At 43.6% G+C, this 23,901-nt stretch carries 20 protein-coding genes and 2 pseudogenes; 11 read left to right on the top strand and 11 right to left on the bottom strand.

Annotation, left to right across the window (positions count from 1 at the left end; all coding sequences use genetic code 11):
- Positions 1-22: 22 nt before the first annotated feature.
- Genes neuB through ATG66_RS18945 form a run of 4 tightly spaced genes read left to right on the top strand, consistent with a single transcriptional unit; the run spans position 23 to position 3,528 of the window.
- Positions 23-1,096 carry an N-acetylneuraminate synthase gene (neuB, locus tag ATG66_RS18960; protein ID WP_098416757.1) on the top strand — a complete coding sequence of 358 codons (1,074 nt, stop codon included), beginning with the start codon at positions 23-25 and terminating at the stop codon, positions 1,094-1,096.
- Positions 1,089-1,742, top strand: coding sequence for an acetyltransferase (locus ATG66_RS18955; protein ID WP_098416756.1), 654 nt, complete (start codon positions 1,089-1,091; stop codon positions 1,740-1,742). The genes neuB and ATG66_RS18955 overlap by 8 nt, the downstream gene beginning before the upstream one ends.
- A gap of 14 nt (positions 1,743-1,756) precedes the next feature.
- Positions 1,757-2,818: a nucleotidyltransferase family protein gene (locus tag ATG66_RS18950; protein ID WP_098416755.1), complete on the top strand. Its 1,062-nt coding sequence runs from the start codon at positions 1,757-1,759 to the stop codon at positions 2,816-2,818.
- Positions 2,818-3,528 (top strand): acylneuraminate cytidylyltransferase family protein, encoded by a 711-nt coding sequence (locus ATG66_RS18945; RefSeq protein ID WP_098416754.1) that lies wholly within the window; start codon positions 2,818-2,820, stop codon positions 3,526-3,528. The genes ATG66_RS18950 and ATG66_RS18945 overlap by 1 nt, the downstream gene beginning before the upstream one ends.
- Here ATG66_RS18945 and ATG66_RS18940 read toward each other — a convergent pair.
- The 11 genes from ATG66_RS18940 to ATG66_RS18890 form a co-directional block, all read right to left on the bottom strand.
- Complete coding sequence (locus ATG66_RS18940; RefSeq protein ID WP_257145774.1) at positions 3,491-4,489, bottom strand: glycosyltransferase 52 family protein; 999 nt, start codon at positions 4,487-4,489, stop codon at positions 3,491-3,493. The two genes, ATG66_RS18945 and ATG66_RS18940, sit on opposite strands and share 38 nt — an antisense overlap.
- Positions 4,490-4,492: 3 nt before the next feature.
- Positions 4,493-5,746 carry a lipid IV(A) 3-deoxy-D-manno-octulosonic acid transferase gene (gene waaA, locus ATG66_RS18935; protein WP_098416753.1) on the bottom strand — a complete coding sequence of 418 codons (1,254 nt, stop codon included), beginning with the start codon at positions 5,744-5,746 and terminating at the stop codon, positions 4,493-4,495.
- Positions 5,740-6,798: a lipopolysaccharide heptosyltransferase II gene (gene waaF / locus ATG66_RS18930; protein WP_098416752.1), complete on the bottom strand. Its 1,059-nt coding sequence runs from the start codon at positions 6,796-6,798 to the stop codon at positions 5,740-5,742. The genes waaA and waaF overlap by 7 nt, the downstream gene beginning before the upstream one ends.
- Positions 6,795-7,784 (bottom strand): lauroyl-Kdo(2)-lipid IV(A) myristoyltransferase, encoded by a 990-nt coding sequence (gene lpxM / locus ATG66_RS18925; RefSeq protein ID WP_098416751.1) that lies wholly within the window; start codon positions 7,782-7,784, stop codon positions 6,795-6,797. The genes waaF and lpxM overlap by 4 nt, the downstream gene beginning before the upstream one ends.
- A gap of 214 nt (positions 7,785-7,998) precedes the next feature.
- A complete protein-coding gene (locus ATG66_RS18920; RefSeq protein ID WP_098416750.1) occupies positions 7,999-8,736 on the bottom strand; it encodes a glycosyltransferase family 25 protein in 738 nt (245 codons plus the stop codon).
- Positions 8,693-9,868 carry an O-antigen ligase family protein gene (locus ATG66_RS18915; protein ID WP_098416749.1) on the bottom strand — a complete coding sequence of 392 codons (1,176 nt, stop codon included), beginning with the start codon at positions 9,866-9,868 and terminating at the stop codon, positions 8,693-8,695. The genes ATG66_RS18920 and ATG66_RS18915 overlap by 44 nt, the downstream gene beginning before the upstream one ends.
- A 130-nt stretch (positions 9,869-9,998) precedes the next feature.
- Entirely contained in the window at positions 9,999-10,940 is a 942-nt protein-coding gene (gene rfaD / locus ATG66_RS18910; protein ID WP_098416748.1) for an ADP-glyceromanno-heptose 6-epimerase, read from the bottom strand.
- Positions 10,941-11,091: 151 nt separating this feature from the next.
- A complete protein-coding gene (locus ATG66_RS18905) occupies positions 11,092-13,293 on the bottom strand; it encodes a YjbH domain-containing protein (protein ID WP_098416747.1) in 2,202 nt (733 codons plus the stop codon).
- Between the two features lie 2 nt (positions 13,294-13,295).
- Positions 13,296-14,057, bottom strand: a complete 762-nt coding sequence (locus tag ATG66_RS18900; RefSeq protein WP_098416746.1) for a capsule biosynthesis GfcC family protein — start codon at positions 14,055-14,057, stop codon at positions 13,296-13,298.
- The gene (locus ATG66_RS18895) at positions 14,054-14,728 is read right to left on the bottom strand and encodes a YjbF family lipoprotein (protein ID WP_179885733.1); all 675 of its coding nucleotides are present in this window, start codon (positions 14,726-14,728) and stop codon (positions 14,054-14,056) included. The genes ATG66_RS18900 and ATG66_RS18895 overlap by 4 nt, the downstream gene beginning before the upstream one ends.
- A 66-nt stretch (positions 14,729-14,794) precedes the next feature.
- Positions 14,795-15,013, bottom strand: a complete 219-nt coding sequence (locus ATG66_RS18890) for a hypothetical protein (RefSeq protein WP_017449110.1) — start codon at positions 15,011-15,013, stop codon at positions 14,795-14,797.
- 587 nt (positions 15,014-15,600) lie between these two features.
- On the opposite strand from ATG66_RS18890, the gene ATG66_RS18885 reads away from it, so the two are divergent.
- From ATG66_RS18885 to neuC, 7 genes and pseudogenes are all read left to right on the top strand, one after another.
- A complete protein-coding gene (locus ATG66_RS18885; RefSeq protein ID WP_179885732.1) occupies positions 15,601-16,113 on the top strand; it encodes a porin family protein in 513 nt (170 codons plus the stop codon).
- 67 nt (positions 16,114-16,180) lie between these two features.
- Positions 16,181-17,626, top strand: a pseudogene (locus ATG66_RS21255) (SLBB domain-containing protein); the annotation flags it as partial.
- A gap of 111 nt (positions 17,627-17,737) precedes the next feature.
- Positions 17,738-18,883 (top strand): annotated as a pseudogene (locus ATG66_RS21250) (SLBB domain-containing protein); the annotation flags it as partial.
- A gap of 241 nt (positions 18,884-19,124) precedes the next feature.
- A complete protein-coding gene (locus ATG66_RS18875) occupies positions 19,125-20,117 on the top strand; it encodes a Wzz/FepE/Etk N-terminal domain-containing protein (protein WP_098416742.1) in 993 nt (330 codons plus the stop codon).
- 208 nt (positions 20,118-20,325) lie between these two features.
- Positions 20,326-21,516: a UDP-N-acetylglucosamine 4,6-dehydratase gene (locus ATG66_RS18870; protein WP_098416741.1), complete on the top strand. Its 1,191-nt coding sequence runs from the start codon at positions 20,326-20,328 to the stop codon at positions 21,514-21,516.
- Positions 21,517-21,533: 17 nt separating this feature from the next.
- Positions 21,534-22,685, top strand: coding sequence for a LegC family aminotransferase (locus tag ATG66_RS18865; protein WP_098416740.1), 1,152 nt, complete (start codon positions 21,534-21,536; stop codon positions 22,683-22,685).
- Positions 22,686-22,702: 17 nt separating this feature from the next.
- Complete coding sequence (gene neuC / locus ATG66_RS18860; RefSeq protein ID WP_098416739.1) at positions 22,703-23,896, top strand: UDP-N-acetylglucosamine 2-epimerase; 1,194 nt, start codon at positions 22,703-22,705, stop codon at positions 23,894-23,896.
- Positions 23,897-23,901 lie beyond the last annotated feature (5 nt).

Raw genomic sequence — 23,901 nt, 5'->3', positions numbered from 1 at the left:
AGCAACTTTAGAAAGAGAGTCCATGACGTTAATAATCGCGGAAGCCGGAGTGAATCATAACGGCGATGAAAAGTTAGCTTTTGAATTGGTCGATACCGCGCATCAAGCGGGAGCGGACATCGTTAAGTTTCAGACATTCAAAGCGAAAAACTTAGTGACGGAGCAGGCGCAGCAGGCTGACTATCAAGTCGTGAATACGCAAAAGCAAGAGTCGCAACTGGCGATGTTAAGCCGGTTGGAACTCTCTTATGAGGTTCAAAATCAATTAGTTGCACATTGTCAGTCGCTGGGGATTGAGTTTTTATCCACGGCTTTTGACTCGGAGAGTTTGGATTTCCTGGTTAACGATTTGAATCTAAGCCGATTAAAAATACCTTCCGGCGAGATCACGAATGCACCTCTTGTGTTAGAGCATGCACGCACAGGTTGCGACCTGATTGTCTCTACTGGAATGGCGACACTATCGGAAGTAGAAGCGGTGTTGGGGGTTATCGCTTTTGGTTATACTGTCGATAACAATGCCACGCCAAGTGAGCTTGCATTTCAACAAGCTTATGCCTCTGAAGTTGGCCAACAGGCGTTAAAAGAAAAAGTAACATTATTGCATTGTACGACGGAATATCCAGCTCCAATGGACGAGATAAACCTCAAGGCGATGGATACCCTAGCGAATGCGTTTGAGCTGCCAGCAGGCTACTCCGATCACAGTGAAGGCATTACTATTCCCATTGCGGCGGTTGCTCGCGGAGCCGTACTAATCGAGAAACATTTCACTTTGGATAAAAACATGCCGGGTCCGGATCATAAAGCATCCCTAGAGCCTCAAGAGTTGACGGCCATGGTATCGGCCATTCGCCAAGTCGAATCTGCACTCGGTCACTCGTTAAAAAGTCCGACACTGTCAGAAGTAAAAAACCGTCCCATTGCGCGTAAAAGTCTCGTCGCGGCCAAATGCATTCAGGAAGGGGAAGTGTTTACGGATGAAAACTTGACCATTAAACGCCCGGGAAGTGGTATGTCGCCTTATTGTTTTTGGCAACTACAAGGGCAGGCGGCCAGTCGCAGCTATCAATCAGGAGAGCTGATCTTTGAGTGATTTGAAACCTCTGATTGTGATTGGCGGTGGCGGGCATGCTAGTGTATTAGTCGATATACTTCGCTCCCAACAGCGAGCAATATTGGGGGTCGTCAGTCCAGACGAGCTCACTGCGCGCGCAGCGTTCGATGGCTTGAGCCATTGGTATCAGGATGATGCGATCTTGTCCTTTCCTAGTGATGAGGTGAAACTGATTAATGGTATTGGCGCTCTTCCACACTCTAAGCTGAGATGCCGGCTTAATGAGTATTTTTTAACTCATGGGTATCAGTTTGAAACCGTCATCGCACCTGCTGCGTCGGTGTCACCCTTTGCAACAATTGAAGCAGGTGCACAAATTCTTACTCATGCCATCGTTCAGGCTGGCGCCATGATTGGTAGTCATAGCATCATTAATACGGGGGCACTGGTAGAGCATGACTGTATGATTGGTGAATATAACCATATCGCTCCGAGAGCCACGTTATGTGGTCAGGTACAAACAGAAGATCATGTCTTTATTGGTGCCGGAGCGACGGTGATACAAGATGTTCACCTTGCGGAGCATGCGTTAGTTGGCGCAGGTGCCGTGGTCACAAAACATTTAACCGCTAATACCGTTTGTTATTCCAGTCGCTCAACTATTACCAAACGACATACAAATTAGAAAATAGGATACTCATGAGTCGTTGTTGGACAAATGTGCTGCTTACTGTTCAAGGTACTTTACGCGATGCACTGCAAATCATTAACACTGAAGCATTGCGTGTCGCTTTGGTGGTTAACCAAGAAAAGCAGCTGTTAGGTGTGGTGACCGACGGCGACATTCGCCGTGGATTATTGAATAACCTAGAACTGACAGAGTCAGTGGCTAAGGTGATGAATACCTCACCGACCACGGCTGCCGTGAATACCGACCGCGAAACGCTGATTAAACTGATGGAAGCGAAGAGCATCTTATCGATACCATTGGTCGATGCTCAGGGAAAAGTTGTCGGGTTAGAAACACTGCATGGCGCGCTGCACAAACCCAAATATCAAAATCCAGTGTTTATCATGGCGGGTGGATTTGGGACTCGTCTGCGACCTTTGACGGATAGCTGTCCCAAACCCATGCTTAAAATTGGCAATAAACCTATTTTAGAGACGGTAGTTCGCAGTTTCATCAAGGCCGGTTTTGAGAACTTTTATATTTCTACCCACTACATGCCAGAGCAAATTCGTGCACATTTTGGCGACGGTAGCGAGCTGGGGGTACGCATTCAATACGTGCATGAGGAAGAGCCACTGGGTACGGGAGGGGCTTTAGGCCTGCTGCCTAATGATTTACCGGTTGATTTGCCGTTGATCATGATGAACGGAGATGTGCTGACTAAAATCGACTTTCAGCGTTTACTCACTTTTCATGCGGAGCAGCAGGCCGATGCGACCATGTGTGTGCGAGAGTACGATTATCAAGTTCCTTATGGTGTGATTAATGGTGAGGGAAATAAAATTACCTCAATGGTAGAAAAGCCAATTCAACGTTTTTTTGTGAACGCGGGAATTTATGTCGTCTCATCACGCGTGATTAAGTCGGTGCCTAAAAATCATCGTATCGACATGCCTACTTTACTCGAGCAACACATGAATGAACGCGACAATGTACGAATGTTCCCGATTCATGAGTATTGGTTGGATATCGGTAGAATGGATGACTTTAATCGTGCCCAAGCAGACATTCATACATTAGGGGTGCTGTAATGATTCATGGCAAGAAAGTTATCGCGTTAATTCCTGCCCGAGGTGGTAGTAAGCGCTTACCTCGAAAAAACACATTGCCGCTTAATGGGAAGCCTTTGGTCGGGTGGTCTATTGAAGCGGCGCAGAACTGCTCGTACATCGATAAGGTGATCGTGAGCACCGACGACCAAGAAATAGCGGATATCGCATTACAGTTTGGCGCGAATGTGCCCGAACTTCGCCCTGTTGAGTTAGCGAACGACACCGCTACAACGGCTAGTGTAATGCTTTACACGTTAGATAAGTTTGCCGCTGATGCTGACATTGTAGTGCTTTTACAGCCGACCTCCCCATTGCGTACCGCGCAGCACATTGATGAAGCTCTAAGTCTATTTCATCAAAAAGACGCTGAGTCAGTAGTATCACTAACTCCTTGTGAGCATCCTCCTTTGTGGTCGAATACACTTCCGTGTAATGGCTCAATGGGAAGCTTCATCCGGCCTGACGCCTTGCAGCGATCGCAAGATTTAGGTGACTTTTACCGTATTAATGGTGCCGTATATATTTTTGACGTCAAAACTCTGAGACAAAAAGGTGAAATTCGCTACACCGAGCATTCATTTGCTTACATTATGCCTAATCAATATTCATTGGATATTGATACTCAATTTGATTTCGAACTGGCCGAATTTTTTATGTCGAAATTAAGTGTTCTAAAGGCTGAACATTAATTGTTTGCATCTGCTCTTCTAGCCGCTTCTGGAATGTTTTATTTGGATGAGTGCTAGAAAGCGAATAGATCGGCATTTTTGGATAGAGAGTACGTGCCGTGAACATCACAGTCGAAAACATACCGACTAGTGCAGATAGCTGAATGTGCTTATCGATAAGCTCTATTTCAAGCGGATACTCATTACGGTAGTAGGTGATATAGTCCGCTTTTTTTAATGCGGCTGTGACTTCTTGTTTTTCTGTTCGGTGGGGGAAATATAATATTTTCTGTTGTAGATGTTCAGATAGCTGCTCAAGTTCGTGTAAATATTGCTCTGTGGTTTTTTGTCGTTTATCGCCTACCGCGCCTTGCCCAATAAATCCAATGGGCGCATTAGGCGAATATAAATCAGCGCACCCATAGGTCTGCTTTAACCTTGAAAAGTTGTTTTTGTGGATCTTTACGTGCGAAGGTGGAAGCTCAAAAAAGGTGAAAAGGTGTAAGTTATCTGATTGTGGTAAGCGACCAACAGGTTGACATCTCTGGCTGCGAACTAGGAAGTCTTGCAACAAACGAGGGCGATAAAACGACTTTTTCGATGTTATATACTCAGAGTATTCTAATAAAGTTAGGGTGCCATCATCAAAATAACACTCTTTTTCAATGGGTAAGTTGCGTATCAGTAATTTGGTCCACCAAGCATTATATTCCGCGTAAAAAAAACAAGAGAGCGGTGAGTTGCCAATAATACGCTTAACTTTTTTGATGACGCTAGGGATCGAAAAGCTGCGGTTGCCACGCTCAATTTGAATGATGTGCTGCCATTCGTTCGGCTGAAAGAGAGCGTTTTGCTGTGCCAGTCCATGTTCACTTTTTTGGCTGATAAGAACCAGTATGGATTGCTCGCACTGAAAATGGGTCTTGGCCTCTAAAGCGCAAAGATATTGAAGGGGTGAAGTAACTAAAAAGAGATTCATCATTTATTAGATTGTCATCTTCAATGTTGTGGCTAGTGCCCCTTGATTAGCAGAAATAAATGCCAGCGCGCGGTGACGCATCATGTTGCGAGTAGCTGAGTTTGTAAATAGTTGATGCAAGCTGTGGGCAAGATTATCTGTAATAAGAATAGATTCATCTGCCGCCAGCGTATCTACTATTTGTGTAAAATTATAATAACTTGGCCCTGTAATAATAGGAACACCTAACGCCGCAGGCTCTAAAACATTGTGTCCGCCTACTTTGTCGCCAAGCAAACTCCCTCCCATAAAGCAGACATCAGCAGCGCCAATTAAAGTCAGCATTTCACCCATGGTATCACCAAGGTAGACTTGTGTGTTGCTTTCTATCGCCAATGTCGATGTGCGGCGCACAGTCTCAAAGCCTTGCTGTTGGCAAAGTGCAAAGACATCATCAAATCGTTCCGGATGACGAGGAACCAAAATAAGTAAAGCGTTTGGATGAGACTTTAAGATTTGTTTATGCGCTTCTAATACTTGTTCATCTTCGCCTTTGTGGGTACTGGCTGCAATCCAAACTGGGCGATCATTGCCAAGCTGAGCGCGAAGTTCTATGCCTTGTTGCTTTACTTGCTCAGAAACCTGTATGTCGAACTTAATTGAACCAGTCACGGCTAGTTTATCTTTGTTAACCCCTAAACACGCGAAGCGCTGTGCATCAGATTTACTCTGACAGAGTACTTGGGTTAAGCATGGGTGAAGCTGGTTAAACAACCACTGCACTTTAGCGTAGTTTTGGCATGACTTTTCAGACAATCGCGCATTTACGACGGTAATGGGGATGCCTGCTTTATGAACAATATTGAGCGTGTTTGGCCATAACTCAGTTTCAATGATCAGCATTTGCTTTGGCTGTACTACTTTAAGGAAACCGTTGATCGCGAACCCAAAGTCGATCGGCATATAGCGGTGTTCGACGATCTCCCCCAGCTTCGCAATTTGTTCTGCTCCGGTACTTGTCGTGGTTGTCACCAAAATAGGCTGTTCAGGACTTTGTTCCTTAAGAGCTTTAATTAAAGGTGTTGCAGCAATACTTTCACCCACCGAAACAGCATGTATCCAAATAGGTTTGTCGTGGCTTTTTAGCTTAGGTGTGATACCAAAGTGCTCTTTCCAGCGTGTACCAAATTTGGGCTTGTTTGGTTTGCTCTTATACAAGCCAAACAAAAGTAGTGGCGACGCTAGAGCGAGTAAAAAGGTATAAACAATACGCACTAACATGGGATGACAGTAATCGCGTCAAGTTTTTGAATGCTATCTAACACTTGTTGAGGTGAGAGCTCCGTCAAGCACTTAAGATGTTTGTATTGGCATTCGCGCTGAAAGCAAGGACGGCACTCAATATCGGTATGAACTATCTCTATTTGTTCCGCTAGCGGTGGTGTGTATTTAGGTGACGTAGACCCGTATACTGCAACCACATTACAGCCAACAGCGGCAGCCACATGCATCAAGCCTGAGTCATTTGCAACGACAGTCTTACATGCGGCAAGCAGGTCAACGGCTTCAATCAGACTAGTTTGCCCCGCTAGGACATGAATTTGAGTTTGCAACTGCTGTGGTACCAACGAACGAATACTGTTGCAGGTTTCGAGATCTTTCTGTGAACCAAATAACCATACTTGATGCCCTGTTTTAGTCATTTGTGTTGCGACTTCAGCATAGTGCGTTTCTGGCCACTTTTTCGCTGGACCAAACTCTGCGCCCGGGCATAAACCAATAATCGGTCTGTTTTGCTCTAAGTTGAACTTATGCATGGTTGCTTGCTGTTCGGCTTCGTTGATCGCAAGGCGTGGGCGAGGTAAGGTTTCGAGTCCGCCTAGGGAGGTGGAGTCTATCATCTTTTCTTTGGGGTAAGCCAACGCAACATAACGTTCGACCATGTATTGAAAAGACTTCATATTAGGTCGTAAATCATTTAACAAACCATAACGCATCTCTCCCTTCCATCCTGTACGCAGAGGGACGTTGGCAAACCATGGGATCAATGCCGATTTCGCTGATTTAGGTAGGATGTAGGCTTGGTCGTATTGCTTTTCACGCAGAGACTTACCTATCTCTCTGCGGCCTAATAGATTAAATTCACCATGACCGATAGACATTTCAATCGCTTGGTGGATCTCTGGCATGCGTTCAAGGATCGGTTTACACCATCTCGGTGCGATCACATCGATTTGGCTATCAGGATGGCGTTGTTTTAACACGATATATAATGATTGCGACATCACCATATCGCCGACCCAAGCAGGGCCTATGATTAAAATCTTTTTCATTTTTTTATTTGCCAGTCAGTCTTATATCTTGGCTTAAAGATATTGTAATAATTGTTACCGTCTTCTTGTGAGTACAATAGTTGCAGTACCCACATGTATTGTTCTGGTTTTTGGCCTACAAAGTATTCAATCGCTTCGTTACAGGTACGTGCGTCTTGTTCTTCACTTTTACCCAGGTCAAAAGCCGGCAAAATCTCGATATCGAACGTGCCGTCTTCCGTATTAGTGGAAGTAAATAGTGGCAGCACTTTTGCGTGAGATAGTTTCGCTATTTTTCCTAGCCCAGGCAGTGTTGCTTTACGTGTGGCAAAAAAGTCGACAAACACACTATGTTTAGGGCCATGGTCTTGGTCTGGCAGGTAATAACCCACATAACCATCACGAATTGATTTCAAAAAAGGTTTGATGCCGCCAGAGCGTTCGTATACTCGACCACCATGTTGCACTCTCTGTTTGTGCATCAGCCAATCCGCAACCTCATTCTTTTGTTTTTTTGCCATAGCAGAAATTGGAATGCCCATAGCGGTAAATAAAATGGCAGGAACATCAATTGCCCAGGAGTGCGGCACCATCAAAATTACGTTCTCATTGTTATCAATGTGCTGGCGTAAAATGTCCAAGCCGCGGATGTGGCAACGCTGTTGAAGCCATTTTGGGGAGCGTAAACTTAATAGTCCAAAGCGGAAAAAGAACACGGCTGCGGTATAGAGTGTTTTTTCAATCAAAGCTTCGCGTTCTTGAAAAGGCTTTTCCGGAAAGCACAGTTCAAAGTTAACACGCGCTCGATGAGCGGGGCCCTTGTGAGACTTAGACAGTTTTTTTGCGATGGTTTTCGCTAACCACTTTTGTACGCTCAGTGGCATTAACGCCAGAGGTAAGAATAAGATAACACCTAGCCACGTTCCCCAATATTTAGGCGACAGAAAGTGGCGCTTAAATTCAGGGTTATATGCTTTGGGATCGAAGTCATTACGTTCAGAAGTCATTTGGGTATTTGTAACCTATATTATTTGCAGTCATGAACGGGCTTTGTCTGCCTTATTCGTTAATTATATAGACGTTTTCGGTGTAAGCGCGGTACGTTCATTCACTGTCCTGAGAGCTTTGATTTTATCTTGAATCGGATTGTTAGCTTATCATTATTGGGTTACCCGACTCACTGCGTATGAGCCTATAATTGCCGTGACTTAGCCATATCGTTTAGCGATTTATCAACGTGTAGACCTTTCGTCTCATTTGTTCATAAAAACGGAATGCTTCGATAAGCATTTTATCAGCCAATGTTAATGTGATTTTATTTTTCCTTATACGGCCTATTGTGGATGGGATTGCCGCTCGAGAAACCACATCGGGATAAACACTAACGATGTTAACTTTATGAATCCATACTTTTTCCATGTAGTCATCCACAGGGGCTAGTATTTCTTTTGCATGCTCTATAAGACTTTGTGCTGCCGTTGTGCTTATGAGGTATCCCATTGCTCCTGTTGTTGGTCGAACGTAGGTGCCTAAAGCGAAAGTGTCGTTGAGGCAGCTTGCTTTTTTAAAGGGAACTCCTTTTTTAGAGGCCGCTAGTTTTATAAGTGTTCTTGATTTCATTAATGGAGGTCGAGCTTTGCTTAAATCGGTAACAAAAGAGGCAAACTGTTGGTGTATATCAACGTTGTCTTCCAACACTAATACATCTTGTTTGTGCTGGACGCTCCATTGCCATATCGCCATATGGCTAAAAAAACATGCAATTTCACCTTCTGTTAGCTCATAGCCTTTTAAATAGCGTGTTTTTGCTGGGTTTAATCTACTTCTTTGTTCATGAGACAATTCCTGGGGGGTTATTGCATCAAAGAACTCAAAATCAATATTAGCCGCACTTAATGCCGCTTCTATACGCTCTCTACGTTCGGTTGATCGTTTCAGGCTCAAGACAAAGATTTTCATTACAACGCTCTTTTGAAAAATATAAAATAAAGCAACATAAATAGAAGCTTAAAGTACTGGCATTACTCAAAGGAATATCGGTTAAACCAGAGATAGCATATATACAACACACCAGTAGCATTGCATCTGTATGGGGTAAAGAATGTCGAAGGTAATAAACAACCGGTGTTAATAAAAAAACCATTACAATTATCACCCCAATCAAGCCATCACGTACCCAAGTTGAGATAACTTGATTATGGTAGTGGTATAGGACGGTTAAATCTAGCCCCCCATGATTTTCGAACCGCTCCTCCAGTAAAGGCTTATCCTCATAGCCGTGTCCCAGTAATGGAGCTGATGGGATAATAGATAAACCAGCCTTCCAGAGCTCAAGTCGAGAGTGGATGCTGTAGTCTTTATTTGAGGCACTCTCGTTGTATTCACTGACTTGATTTAACTTATGGCTCAGAAAAGAGTTAGAAAATATTTGCGGAGTCAGAACGCCAATACTGAGAATCACAATGAGTATGGCGTTCATGTGTTTTTTCTCAAAGAGAGTTTGTAAGAGCAAGACACCAACTGTAATAGCAAAAGCAAGCAGTGGCCCACGAGAGGAAGCGCCAATGAATGGAAAACTTACCAGTATAAAAGAGGCAATACCGATGAACATCAAGTGCTGTTTTTTTTGTGTTATCAAATAAAGGCTAAGTACTGCAATCGCAGCGGTGTAGGTGGCAAAGTTTATACGATTCAAGTACCAGATATTTTCACTGCCAAGCACTACATAGTAGATGCAAGCTGATGTAGCAGATAACGCAACAAAGCATGCCAGCATATTTCTTGATAATTTTGGCCTTGGAAGAAAAAGAGAGCATAGAGTAAAGGAAAGCACGATTCTTAAAGAGCTTGAGCTAAAGCCATGGTAAGTTTTACTAAAGACATAGTAAATGGATATTATAACTAAGGCTTTACTGAGCCAGTCCCAACAAAGAGATAGATGATTATTTTCTCGGTAAAACAGGAATTGATACACCGCAATCGAAGGTAGAGTAATTATAACGATATCTTTTGTTGCATCGGAATACCAAAACATCGCAGTGAAGGTAAATAAAAAAGGTAACATTGCGATGGTGCGAATAGTCTTAGTCATAAGTCACTTACATACTGGAGAGGGGGCATGCAATGCGCTCTCATTTTTAGATACGAGTTTTTATGCAACTATACCCAATAAAACCCTGCGGTAACTTGGGTATAGACTTTGAGAGAGTGACGCGGAGTTGCTAACGATTTTGAATTGCTAAATATTCCGCAACACCTTCGGCAACTGTTTTGAACTCAACATCACAGCCAGCAGCGCGTAGCTTGGTAAGATCGGCTTGGGTGAACTCTTGATAAGCGCCTTTTAGATGCTCTGGAAATGGAATGTTCTCCATTTCGCCTTTTGCGTGGTGTGTGATGACTGCTTTGGCAATTTCATTGAAAGATTCAGCGCGGCCAGTACCACAGTTAAAGATGCCAGATACGCCGTTTTCTAAGAACCAAAGGTTTACTTTACAAACATCACCAACGTAGACGAAGTCTCGTTTAAAATGACCGCTACCTTCAAAAAGCTTAGGGTTTTCACCTGCATTGAGTTGGTTGTTTAGATGAAATGCTACCGAAGCCATGCTTCCTTTGTGATCTTCGCGTGGACCATAGACGTTGAAGTAACGGAAGCCCGTGATCTGAGACAGTTTATCACCATGCTCTTCAGCATCTTGCCATAGGCGACGAACGTAATTATCAAACTGTTGTTTTGAGTAACCGTATACGTTTAGTGCACCTTCGTACTCACGTTCTTCAACAAACGTATCTGTATCGCCGTAAGTGGCAGCAGAAGAGGCGTAAAGGAATGGAATTTCACGATCTAAGCAGTAATGCAGTAGCTCTTTAGAGTACTCATAATTGTTTAGCATCATGTATTTGCCATCCCATTCTGTCGTTGCAGAGCAAGCGCCTTCGTGGAAAACTGCTTCGATAGGGCCGAAGTCATCACCCGCCATCACTTGCGTGAGGAAGTCATCGCGATCCATGTAATCAGTGATATCAAGATCAACCAAGTTCTTAAACTTCTTGCCATTTTTCAGGTTGTCGACAACCAAGATATCGTTAATACCAGCTTCGTTTAGTGCTTTAACAATATTGCTGCCGATCATGCCAGCGCCACCAGTTACGATGATCATAGAACTTCCACCATAGGTTAAAATTTTCTTAGGAATTCTAGCAAGAAACGAAAAGTTGCGCTACGAAAGGAGAAAGATAGGTTTTGGTTACCTATGAGTCTACAAACGGCTCTTATTGCGAAAAAAGGGAGCCGAAGCTCCCTTAACTGCTTTATTGCTCCGTGTCTGAACGGTTTGGTCTTTGATACCAAGGATTACGCTCATCGGTGAGCTCTATTAAGCTGTACTTACGCCCCAGCTTCTGACCGCCATCTCGAGTCAGCGGTTGCCAACTGAAGAAGGCACGATTGTTACTTGGTTTTACCGTCATAATGTCGAATGGGAGCGAAATATAGAAGCCTTTAGTAAAGCTACCTTCACCAAACTCATGCGCAGACAAATCAGTAATGGAAGCAAATGCCCCTGCAATCACACCACTTTTGAACTGTTTCGATACGTTTACTTGAGTGCCGACATCTCCAGCGAGAAACTGACCTATATCGACTTGAATCATCAAGTCCTGTAGGAAACGCCACTGCGGATAGTAGTAACCGGATACAAAACCAGTGAAGCCCTTATCTATTACTTGGAATCGGTTCCCATATTCCGGCACATTTTGCCACTTCTCATCGTACACGCCAAAGTAGCTTTGCGGGTCGCGCTGAGAAATTAAGTTAGCATCTGCCCCAATCGCCCAGCTAGCGCCTTTCGGACGGTATAGAAATTCCGTCCCGACACCCGCAAACATGCTCTCTAAGTAACCGGCATAAAATTGTTGGTCTACGGTATCGGAATGCTCTTGGAACCAAGTTAATTGCAGGTTTGACATCGTCACCGCATGTTCGTTTTGATAAGCACGGAACATGGTTCGAACACGTGGGATCGCTGTCCCATCAGGCGGAGTGACATAGTTAAACTTATCGTAGTTATTGTACCAATCCCAGTAGAGCGAACCGCCGATTTCAAGGTTATCCGTCAGCCAGTAAGATGCGCTACCCCTTAAACCTACACTAAATAGGTAGAACTCTTCAGGATTACCTAGGGTTTGAGCCAGTTTAGGAGAGAACCCCCAATCAAAACGTTCAAAACTGTCGTAGGCTGGCTTACCTTGCGGTTTCTCGCTTGATATTGAAGTTGCATCTTCAATGTTAGGGTTGAGGTAGTTAACTTCTGCAAAGTCACGGTATTTGTCTTTAGAAATGACAGTCTGGTCACCAAGTAAACCGCCACTGCGTTCGTTGATGGTAAATTTCTCAATGCTGTCAGGCGTTTGGTTGTGTAATACTGCTGCCATTTTCTCATGAGCTTCATGACGATCTCGATACTTTTTCTGTTCGCCAACGACAGAGACGGTGTTATCTTTGACGTAAATCTGCGTGTTTTGGTAACCAGCAATTTTATCCAGATCTTCGGTAACTTGCTTCCACTCTACATCAGACACCTGTTCTGGCTGCTTATCTTCAATTTCAGGGGTTGGCGTGTCCCGCCAGAAAGAAGGCATATCATTAAAGTTGGTATACAGACTTATTCCCGCGACTAAGGTATCACCGCGTTCATAGCTCAAACGTAAGTCTGCCATATGACCTAAACGGTAAAGTACGCCAAAGTTCCAAGGAGTATGAGGCGTCATATCTACGCCGCCACGTACAACTGGGAAATCTTCGCTGTAATCATTACTGTCGTATTCGAGCTTAAACCGTAACGGATCATGCAAGGTTTGATATTCAACCCCACCAAACAGAGCGGCTGGCCCTTTAAGCCAGCGCTCGAAATCAACACTCCCGCCGTTGCCTTTATAATCAGAAGGGCGTTCGCAGAATTTGTCTGATAATTTGCAGGCTGGGTTGCTCATGTTATCCCGGGTACCAAGGTAGCCCCAGCCCATACCTAAGGTAAAATCAAAGGTACCTAAATTGGGGTTAGAATAGCGTTTCGTTGCCGCAATAAATTCACCATCAAACAGGCCTGTCCCTGCAAAATCACGTACACCAACAGAAAGCTCCGGCAAGTACTCGGATTCTTTTAATAAGCGAACTTTAAAATCGATACCTTTGTCAGTGTATTTGGTATCGCCGGAAAAATCAGGATCACTACTGTAGAATAGGTCATTGACCATAGTGTAGCGAATGGTCGTTTCCAACCAAGGCATTACTTGGAGCGTCACGTTATAAAATAAGTATTCATCACTGCCCGTGACGGCAAAGTTGAATTCCCCTTCTGGCGCCATACGGCCGGTTGGCATTTGCAGTAGGCCGACACCACCAAAGTCCATTTGCGATGGTTGTAATGGGGGAGCTTCAAACGGCATATCTTGAGCCCAAACCAACATCGGGCTCATTAAAGAAAGGGATAAACTGGTTCTAATCAGGTTCATGATTAATTCTTCGATGAGGTTGGTTTACGCTGCACAAGCAGCTTGACGATATCCTGATCCATTGGTGACTGTTCAAAGTCTCCAAACGGGATATACACCATAGTGAGCGGTGGCAAGTAATATTGTGTCGTTAACCAATTCCCGTGGTGAGGTTGGATAACGTTTCCATCTGGGTAAATCACAATCGGTGGATAAGCAAGCTTGCCAATTTCGCCATTTTGTAAGTTTTCAACTTGTTGCTGAAGTGGGATACCTGCTTGATTCTTAACATTATAGATTTGGTCGACATTACCCACATAGAGTACCTTCTCTTCTCGTGGAGAAGCGCTCAAAGTGAACTGGCCAGTTAACAAGGGATTGTCAAATTTATCTAGGCGAACTTGGTCGATATCTATTGCCGATAACACGCGAGGCGCAAACTGACTTTGCTTAAGAAACTTATAAAACGGATGCGCCACTAAATTGTGTTGAATCATCTGGTTCAATACAAAGTTTTTTAACGCGGTACTTTCTTGTTGCGCTTTTTCTGAGTCATCGAATAGTGTAACCGCTAAAGAGTATTGCAAGACTTGCTGCTGATCTTGCGCGAGCTTAAGAACTCTATCTAAACGTGCTGGTTGTTCGAATTGCAATGCTTTGTCGGTACCAAGTAACGCCACGCTCAACGGTGGCGCATTATTATATTCCGCTTTAGCTACAACGGGCCCTGTCAGCATGCTGGCTACCAAAGCCAGACTTAATAAAGGGAACAGTCGTCTACTCATGATTTGCTGTATCCTTTTAAAATGGTCAATTCCACCGCCACCATGTTTGGTCCCAAGTGCTGACGCGTTTTCACTACTTGCCCTTTGTCATTGACCCAGTAAAGGTTCTCAACGGTTTCTGATAAACGAGTAAATTCTAGCGTTTCTTTGTAGACGTGCGCCGACGTGCTTGAAACAGGCGTCACAACCGTTTCTTTGCCTTGGTAAGAGCGCTTAACGTTGGCAGAAAAGCCATAACGGTATTTGTCTGACCAATCGTAAGACAGTGAGTACTGCTCAGGTGTGCGTGAGTAAACGGGGATCTGCCCATAAACCCCAGCAAGGTTGGTGGCTTGAAGGCCAATGGTTTTGACAATATAGCCATTTTCCGTCACGACCATGGCTTTATCTGCGCTAACCCATTTTTGTTGGATTTTGCCAGTCAAAGGATTTCTTTCGGCAAAGGCCAACACAACGAACACTTGTTTTTGACTGCCAATTTTTAGGTAGGCGCTGGCATAAGGAATGGCTTCAATTTCATTTGGAGTCAGCTCCACATCGATGTAGTTGCCATAGGCCTCTTGCACGGTGGCCGAAACATCATTGAATTTTTGAGTACAACCGAAGGTAAGGCTTAATACGGGCAGGGCAACAAGCAAACGCGTCCATTTTAACGATAGAAAGGTGTTCATTATTCCCTCTTACAAATAAAATCGCCCTGAATAGCTCAGGGCGATTATCTATTCTACGAAGCTAAATTACTTAGTTACTGAAGTAGAAGTAGAAGTAGAAGTAGACGTTGAATCACTGTCTGAAGCAGCAACTGCCACGACAGTGACTGCAGCTGCTGCACCTACTGCTACCGCTGTTGTGCCTGTTGCAGAAGCCGCTGCTGTGCCAGTCGTACCAGCTTCAGTTGCTGCAAATGCAGTTGACGCGCTTAGAGCCATCAGAATGGCTAGAGCTGTGTTCTTCATTATTAATCCTTGTATTTCGGGTTTTAAAACATCGATGTTTGGTCTGCTTATAGCACACCATTAGTTATTCTAGTTAAAAACTAATCAGCATGTAAACAGTTTCTTATGGGTTTTACTCAGTTCAATAGGATCGCGTCTTGAAAGAAGGAGAAGGGCTTAGAATCTTAAACCTGCCTTTCTGGTCTTGATATTTCGTAAACGAAGCACTGCATATTCCCTCAAAACACGTTGGGATGTGGCTGACAATTTTCGCCGACTCAATAGTACTTCCGGTTAGAACTTTTGAGCTTTAGGGGAGTCATCCAACCGCAAACCTTAGAGCCAAGCCACTTGTCGTTTTACGCCAATTCATGCATAATTCGTCGGATTTTGTGTGGCGTATTTCAAGCGTTGTTTTTTATTCGACGCTGCAAAAGTCAGGCTTAAGATAATATTTATATCAATAATCCGAGTCAGTCGGTAATCAGCGAACAGTGGCTAATGCGTAATGCCGCAGGGCGGTAGCGTGGAAACGCAAGATATTAACAGACATCCACTGCGGACGTTATTCATGTGCAGCGGTCAGTCGATACCTAGGGAACAATTACGTGATTAATAAGCGACCATGGCTAGGGGCGTTGAGTGCAGTCAGCCTAGGCTTGTGCTCATTTTCTGCCTCAGCAGATTTTTATGCAGGTGCGTTAGTAAGTTACTCTAACGCCGAGTATCAACACTCCTCCTCTATCGCCGAAGGAAACCCCTTCCTTCTTCAAGCACAAGCAGGCTACTTCTTTAATGACTACCTAGCTCTAGAAGCGCGTTATGGAACATCTATACAGCGTGATAGTGGCCTCGCCGTAGATAACGTGGCAAGTGGCTTTGTTAAGTTAAATATGCCAGTTTCTGAGCGTGTTGCACTGTACGGACTTGCTGGTTACTCTAGCGTCCAGATAGACCAACAAAATATTAGCTCGGACAGGAAGCAAGGTTTTAGCTTTGGTTTAGGTATGCACTACGCGTTGGATAAGCATAATGCAGTGGTGTTTGAATTTGTGGACAGCGCTTCAGAAGATCAGGTTCGCCTGAATGCAATTACGCTCGGATTTCAGCACCGATTTTAATCAAAAGACCTAGTGCCTAGTGTTAGTAACTAGGATTTTTTATTCTCGATTTAGATAGCGAATTATCATGTTCAAAGGATATCTCTCAGTTGCCGTTGGTGTATTGGCAAGCCTATTTACGCCGCTTACTTATGCGCAATCTCCAACGCCTGAACAGGTACAAATGTTTCAAAACTTGCCGGCCGATCAACAACAAGCTTTAGCGAGTAAATATGGCTTCTCTATCCCTTCTGGTTCCTCCTCTCAAAGCGCATCATATAAAAATCCACAAGTGATCCAGCCTCGGGAGCAAGCTAGTGACGCTGCTTCCTCAGACGTGGAAGAACCGTGGTTCAAAAAAGCAGAGAAGGAAGAGATTAAACGGTTTGGTTTAGCGCTTTTCTCGGGCTCTCCGAGTACGTTTGCTCCAATCAGTGACGTTCCTGTGCCTTCCAACTATACGGTTGGTGCTGGTGATGAAATAATTGTGCAGCTATTTGGCAAGGAAAATGAAACGCATCGCTTACGTGTGAATCGTGCAGGTACGATCAATTTTCCTTCACTTGGACCAGTCAATGTGGCTGGTATGCATTTTTCGGAGGTTCGAAACTCACTGACTCAGCGTGTCAAAGAGCAAATGATAGGTGTTCGTAGCGATATTTCATTAGGTGAACTGCGTACCATGCAAGTGTTTGTCATGGGTGGCGCGTATAAGCCTGGCGCGTATACAGTGAGTGCATTAACCACTATTTCGCAAGCTATTTACTATAGCGGCGGCTTTGGTGATAGTGGGGCATTAAGAGATATTCAGCTAAAACGTGACGGCAAAGTTATCCGCAAGTTGGATATGTATGATTTATTGCTTAAAGGTAATGCGAGTAATGACGTACGCTTATTGCCAGGTGACGTTGTATTAATAGGGTCTGTCGGAGATACGGTTTCCTTAGAAGGTGAAATTAACCGCCCTGCAATTTACGAAGTCAAGCCAGGTGAAACATACAAACAAGTTGTTCAGATGGCGGGTGGTTTTACAGCAAATGCCTATAGCGAACAGTTAGAGATTAAACGCTATGCCACGCATGGCACTCGAGAAGCTTTGACACTCGACTTTTCTAAAGCGCAAGATCAGCAGAGCAAAGTGAGAAATGGTGACGCTATCAAGGTGCTGAAAAAAAGTGAAGAGCTCACCCGTTACATTCAAATAGAAGGTGATGTTCGCCATCCAGGGTATATTGAATGGTATAAAGGCCTCCGTATTGCCGATCTTTTTAAGTCGGTAGATTCTGCTTTTAACGCTACTGCTGATGTGAACTATGCCGTTGTAGTAAGAGAAATCAACGCCCAGCGTGATATCGAGGTCTTACAACTAAATTTGGCCAGTGCCATTCTCTCGCCAAATAGTCGAGACAATATTCAACTGCAATCTCGTGACAGAGTGTTAGTTTTTAACCGCTTCAATCATGAAGACTTAGATACTCTCGCGAATGATGAAGAATTCGTTAAAGCAAAGACGTTAGAGCAAGCTCAGCAACAGATGAATGGCTCTATTGCTATGATTAACTCTCAGCAGACTCAGGGTTTACAATCCAAGCCTTCTTTAGGTGTCCAGACGACAACTAATGGCTTACCGGTAAAAGACAATGACTATAAGATAATCTTCCGTGGCCAAGAGATCACGAAGGAAGACTTGGAAAAGCTGAAACAAAATACCCGTCGTACTTTGCTCGCTCCAGTACTGTTACAACTCCAACAACAGTCACGTCTAGGCCTTGCTCCTCAAATAGCAGAAGTTTTTGGTGAAGTGAAGCATCCTGGACGCTACCCAATTACACCGAGTATGACCGTTTCGACATTGATTGAAGCGGCTGGTGGCTTAACTTACAACGCATTCACAATCAATGCAGAGTTAGCTCGTACTGCGATTAATAGTGCGGATGAACGCGCTTATATTGATGTTGAACGTATAAACTTGCGCAAAGCCATCCAAGGAAGTGCTTCTGACGATGCCATTATCGTTGGTCGAGATCGCTTAAATATTTTGGAAAAGCCAAATGTGAAATTACAGAGTACCGTAACTTTACAAGGTGAAGTGCGTTTTCCAGGAACCTACACAGTGCGTCAAGGTGAAACGCTAAGCGAGTTACTCGAGCGTGCTGGTGGTTTAACCGAGTTTGCGCACCCTCAAGGAGCCATCTTTACTCGTGAAGCGTTGCGTTTACAAGAGCAAAAACTACTAAACCAATACGCGGCAGATATGCGTGCAGAGACGGCTAAAAAGACTTTTCGCGCCGACAGTAATATTGGTTCCGTAATTTCTGACCCAGAAAAAACACTGACCTTTGTTGAAGAAGCGAGTCGCAGCAAAGCGCTTGGGCGAATGGTAGTCCAGTTAAATCGAATCTTAAAAGGTGAGCGATCAGCGAATTTTATGTTAGAAGATGGCGACTTCCTGTTTGTGCCCACTTTCCGTAATACAGTGTCTATCATGGGTGAAGTCCAAGTGGCAATCACTTATCTACTCGACAATAAGCTCGATGTGAATGATTACCTAAACAAAGCCGGTGGTGCTAAAAAGCAAGCGGATGAAGACCGTATCTTCGTTGTACGTGCAGACGGCTCAGTGTATAAACCAACTTCTGGTTACTGGTTTGGTAACAACCACGAAGAGCTAAAAGCGGGCGATACTATCGTTGTGCCAATTGATACCGATTACCGCGATGCATTAAGTACGTGGACAGCGGCTACGCAAATCCTGTACCAAACGGGTGTAGCGATCAATGCATTAAAATAAGAAAAGGTAGGTCCTAAGAACGAGATCTCTAGGACCTAACTCCTGAATGTAATATCACCGTATGCCGAGCATGTTTACGTCATTCGACAAGACTAGGCGAGATCGCAGTGATTAATTGCACTCTAAAAGTATGTAGTTACCGCTATTCACTCATAGTATTCGAAAATTTATCGATTTTACTAATTTCCAAGCCTAGTATTCTGAATACTAAGCTCTAGGCAGCTAGGACTTTATAACACCCATGGAACCACAAAAAGAACATCCACAACACTATTTACCAAATCCTCCATACCAACCTCAACTCGCTGAAGATGAAATCGATCTCCGTGAATTGTTTATGGCATTGTGGAAAGGTAAATGGCTCATCATCGTGACCACCTTTGTGTTTGCCGTAGGTGCAGTCCTTTACGCATTAAGCCTACCGAATATTTACAAAGCTGATGCGCTACTTTCGCCTGCAGAAAGTTCTAACGGTGGTGGATTATCAAAAATGGCGGGACAGCTAGGCGGTCTCGCGGCACTGGCAGGGGTTAACTTAGGCGGCGCGGAATCATCACAAACCGACTTGGCAGTGCAAGTAATGAAGTCGCGCCAATTTATCGAAGCCTTCATTAGCAAACATGAATTACTTGTGCCTTTAATGGCAGCAAAAGAGTGGGATATAACACATAACAAGCTCATTCTTGATGAAGAAATATATAATGCTTCAACCGGTGAATGGCTCCGTGAACCGCAGGGGCTACGCGGTGTAAAACCAACAGCACAAGAAGCATTTGAAGTATTTAGTAAAGACACTATCAGTGTAAATCAAGATAAAGAAACGGGTTTATATACAGTAGCAGTTAAGCACTATTCTCCCTACATAGCGCAACAATGGGTCAACTGGTTAGTCGAAGACATTAACAAAGTGATGCGAGAACGCACAATAGCAGAAGTCTCACAAAACTTAGCTTATCTCAATACACAATTACAAAAAACCGCGGTAGCCGACATGCAAAGTACCTTTTACAAACTCATAGAAGAGCAAACGAAAAGCTTGATGCTAGCAGAAGTGCAAGAAGAGTTTGTGTTTAAAGTGGTTGACCCAGCGGTAGTGCCAGAGCTAAAAGATAGCCCCAAACGGGCCCTTATTTGTGTTCTAGGGACCTTGCTTGGTGGCATGTTAGGTGTTGCGATAGTGTTGGGTCGTTTTGCGTTTCGTAAAGAAGAAACGCCTGAAGAGAGCATGGCTTAGTTTCTTCTCTTAGGCGGATAAATAGTAATAAAAAATAAAAAAAAAAAAAAAAAGGGGCTATTGGGGCGGGCTAGAGAAAAATACCTAAATCAATAAATTACAAAGAGATAGTGAAAATAAACTGTCTCAAAATGAATAGAAAGTGTCTCAGTTCTAATCTCACTCCTGAGATTAAATGATGAAAAAACACGAATTAGGAATCGAAAATATGAGTAATATTTTGCCTCTTATCGGACGAGAAAAAGAGTTATTTAGTGCCGATATCTCAACTCATGAAACTGAGTTAAAGCGTATGGTATCGGAATCAAGATTCTTAGTTTTAGGTGGCGCAGGCTCGATTGGCCAAGCTGTCACCAAAGAGATTTTTAAGCGTAATCCGAAAAAACTGCATGTTGTTGATATTAGCGAAAACAATATGGTTGAGTTAGTACGAGATATTCGTAGTTCATTAGGGTACATCGATGGTGACTTTCAGACATTCGCTTTAGACATTGGTTCTCTGGAGTATGATGCATTCATTAAAGCCGATGGGAAGTTTGATTATGTGTTGAACTTATCAGCACTTAAGCATGTGAGAAGTGAGAAAGACCCTTACACATTGATGCGAATGATCGATGTGAACGTGTTCAATACCGATAAAACCATTCAGCAGTCAATTGACGCTGGAGCTAAAAAATATTTCTGTGTTTCAACGGATAAAGCCGCAAATCCAGTCAATATGATGGGTGCTTCAAAGCGGATTATGGAAATGTTCCTAATGCGTAAAAGTGAACAAATTGCTATCTCTACAGCACGTTTCGCTAATGTCGCTTTTTCTGATGGTTCGCTGCTACATGGGTTTAACCAACGCATTCAAAAGCGTCAGCCAATCGTAGCTCCAAATGATATCAAACGTTACTTTGTTACACCTCAAGAGTCAGGTGAGCTGTGCCTAATGTCGTGTCTATTTGGTGAAAACCGCGATATATTTTTCCCTAAATTAAGTGAGGCCCTACATCTTATTTCATTTGCTGATATTGCAGTGAAATATTTAGAGCAGCTTGGCTACGAACCTCATTTATGTGAGACAGAAAAAGAAGCTCGTCAACTGGTACAAACGCTACCAGAACAAGGTAAATGGCCATGTTTATTTACATCGAGTGACACTACTGGTGAGAAGGATTTTGAAGAGTTCTTCACTGATAAAGAAGTCCTTGATATGGCGCGCTTTGAAAACTTAGGTATCATCAAAAATGAATCAGTTTATGAGCAAGATCTACTAACTTTCTTTGAAGATAGTATTTCTGAGATGAAAGGCGAACGGGCTTGGACTAAGGATAAAATTGTAAAACTGTTTTTTACAATGATCCCTGATTTTGGGCACAAAGAAACGGGTAAATACCTCGATAGCAAGATGTAAGTGGAGCAAAGCAAACAATGAAGGCAGCATCTATTGTTGAGTTTGTTAGGGATACCTACAAAACCAACGAGTTTATTCCATTGCACTGTCCAACGTTCGATGGCAACGAAAAAGCTTACGTAATGGAAACGATTGAAAGTACGTTTGTTTCTAGCGTAGGTAAGTTTGTTGATGACTTTGAGCGAAAGATAGAAGCTTATACTGGCACGGCTAAAGCGGTAGCGACAGTTAATGGCACGGCGGCATTGCATGCGGCTTTGTATATGGCTGATGTTCAACGAGATGACCTTGTTATCACGCAAGCTTTGACTTTCGTTGCCACCTGTAATGCTCTATATCATATGGGGGCCGAGCCGATCTTTGTGGATGTTTCTCCGGTGAGCTTAGGACTTTGTCCTAAAGCTGTAGATGCTTTTTTAAATGAGCATGGAGAAGTAACCAAGATTGGTTGTATTCATAAACAAACAGGTAAGAGAATTAAAGCTGTTATTCCTATGCATACATTTGGTCACCCTGTGGAGCTTGATGAACTGGTTGCTGTTTGCTTGAAATGGAACATCACGTTGGTTGAAGATGCCGCAGAAAGCCTAGGCTCGTTCTATAAAGGCAAACACACCGGTACTATTGGTGATTTTGGTGCTGTCAGCTTCAATGGAAATAAGATCATCACCACAGGTGGTGGTGGCATGGTGTTATGTAAGACTCAAGAATTAGGTGTGCGTACTAAGTATGTCACGACGACAGCAAAAGTTCCTCATCCGTATGAGTTTTTCCATGATGAACCTGGCTTTAACTACCGTATGCCTAACCTGAATGCTGCTCTGGGATGTGCTCAGATGGAAGTTATCGAGCAGTATTTGAAGCAAAAGAGATTGCTTGCAGAAAGCTATAAAAACTTCTTCAAAGGTACAGATTTTAACTTTGTCACTGAGCCTGAGTATGCGAAGTCAAACTATTGGCTAAATGCTGTCATTTGTCCGGATAAAGAAAGTCGCGAAGAGGTACTTAAAGGCACAAATGGTTCAGGCGTAATGACTCGACCTATTTGGCAGCTCATGCACAGATTACCTATGTTTGAGAATGCAATACGTGGTGATCTAACTTACTCAGAGTTTTTTGAGGCGCACCTAATCAATCTTCCAAGTACCCCAGTGGAAATCAAAGGCTAAGTAGGTTTAATACATACATGACGCAGACAGATAAAAAGGTTGCGGTCTTTACTGGTACAAGAGCAGAGTATGGTCTGCTCTTTTGGCTTTTAAAGGACATACAAAGCGATCCTGACCTAACACTTCAATTGCTTGTTTCTGGTATGCACCTATCACCGGAATTCGGTGATACTTACAAACAAATTGAAAAAGATGGCTTCAATATCGATGAGAAAATAGAGATTTTGTTGTCTTCTGATTCCGCTGTAGGTACAGCGAAAAGTATGGGGCTGGGTGTCTTAGGGTTTGCCGATGCCTTGTCGCGACTAGCGCCAGATGTTCTTGTCATTCTAGGGGATCGCTTTGAAGCGCTCGCTGCAGCGCAAACGGCTATGATACTTCGTATTCCGATCATTCACCTTCATGGTGGTGAAATAACAGAAGGTGCTTATGACGATGCAATTCGTCATGCGATTACCAAGTTGAGTTACCTACATGGGACATCGACAGACGAATACCGAAACCGAGTGATTCAACTTGGTGAATCACCAGCACGTGTAAGAAATATTGGTGCAATTGGCCTAGATCACCTAAACCGAGCGTCTTTTATGACGGTTTCTGAGTTGAGTGAATCACTAAGTTTTGAACTCACAGAGCCTTATTTTGTTGTTACTTATCACCCTGTTACTTTGGGTAATGAATCTCCAGAGGAAAGCTTTCAGTCGCTTTTAGACGCATTGGATGAATACCCTGATCATCAAGTTATATTGACTTACCCTAACGCCGATGACGGTGGTCGACGCATTATCCCAATGCTAGAAGATTATGCGGCAAGTCAACCAAAACGTGTCTTGGCAATCCCATCACTAGGGCAAGTGCGTTATTTGAGCTCGGTAAAGCACGCGACTGCAGTTATTGGTAATTCGTCGAGTGGTATTATTGAAGTACCAGCCTTTGATGTTCCTACAGTGAATTTAGGGGCCAGACAAAAGGGACGCTTGGCCGCAAAAAGTGTTTTAAACACCACTGCTACGAAAGAATCCATCAGTAACGCGATTGGCCTCGCTGTGAGCCGAAAGTATAAAGCTGAAGATGAAAATATTGCGAATCCCTACGGGCAAGGTGATAGTAGCAAGCAAGTCATAGAGATGATTAAAGGACTGGATTTTGATCCTTGTAAGTCTTTTTATGATGTAAACATTGAACCTGACTTAAACAAGAAAGTAGAGTGAGACAA

Source organism: Vibrio sp. ES.051 (assembly GCF_002563795.1).
In the GTDB taxonomy this organism is placed as follows: Bacteria; Pseudomonadota; Gammaproteobacteria; order Enterobacterales; family Vibrionaceae; genus Vibrio.
The sequence above is the reverse complement of the archived record's forward strand: the minus strand, read 5'-3'. Positions and strand labels throughout refer to the sequence as shown.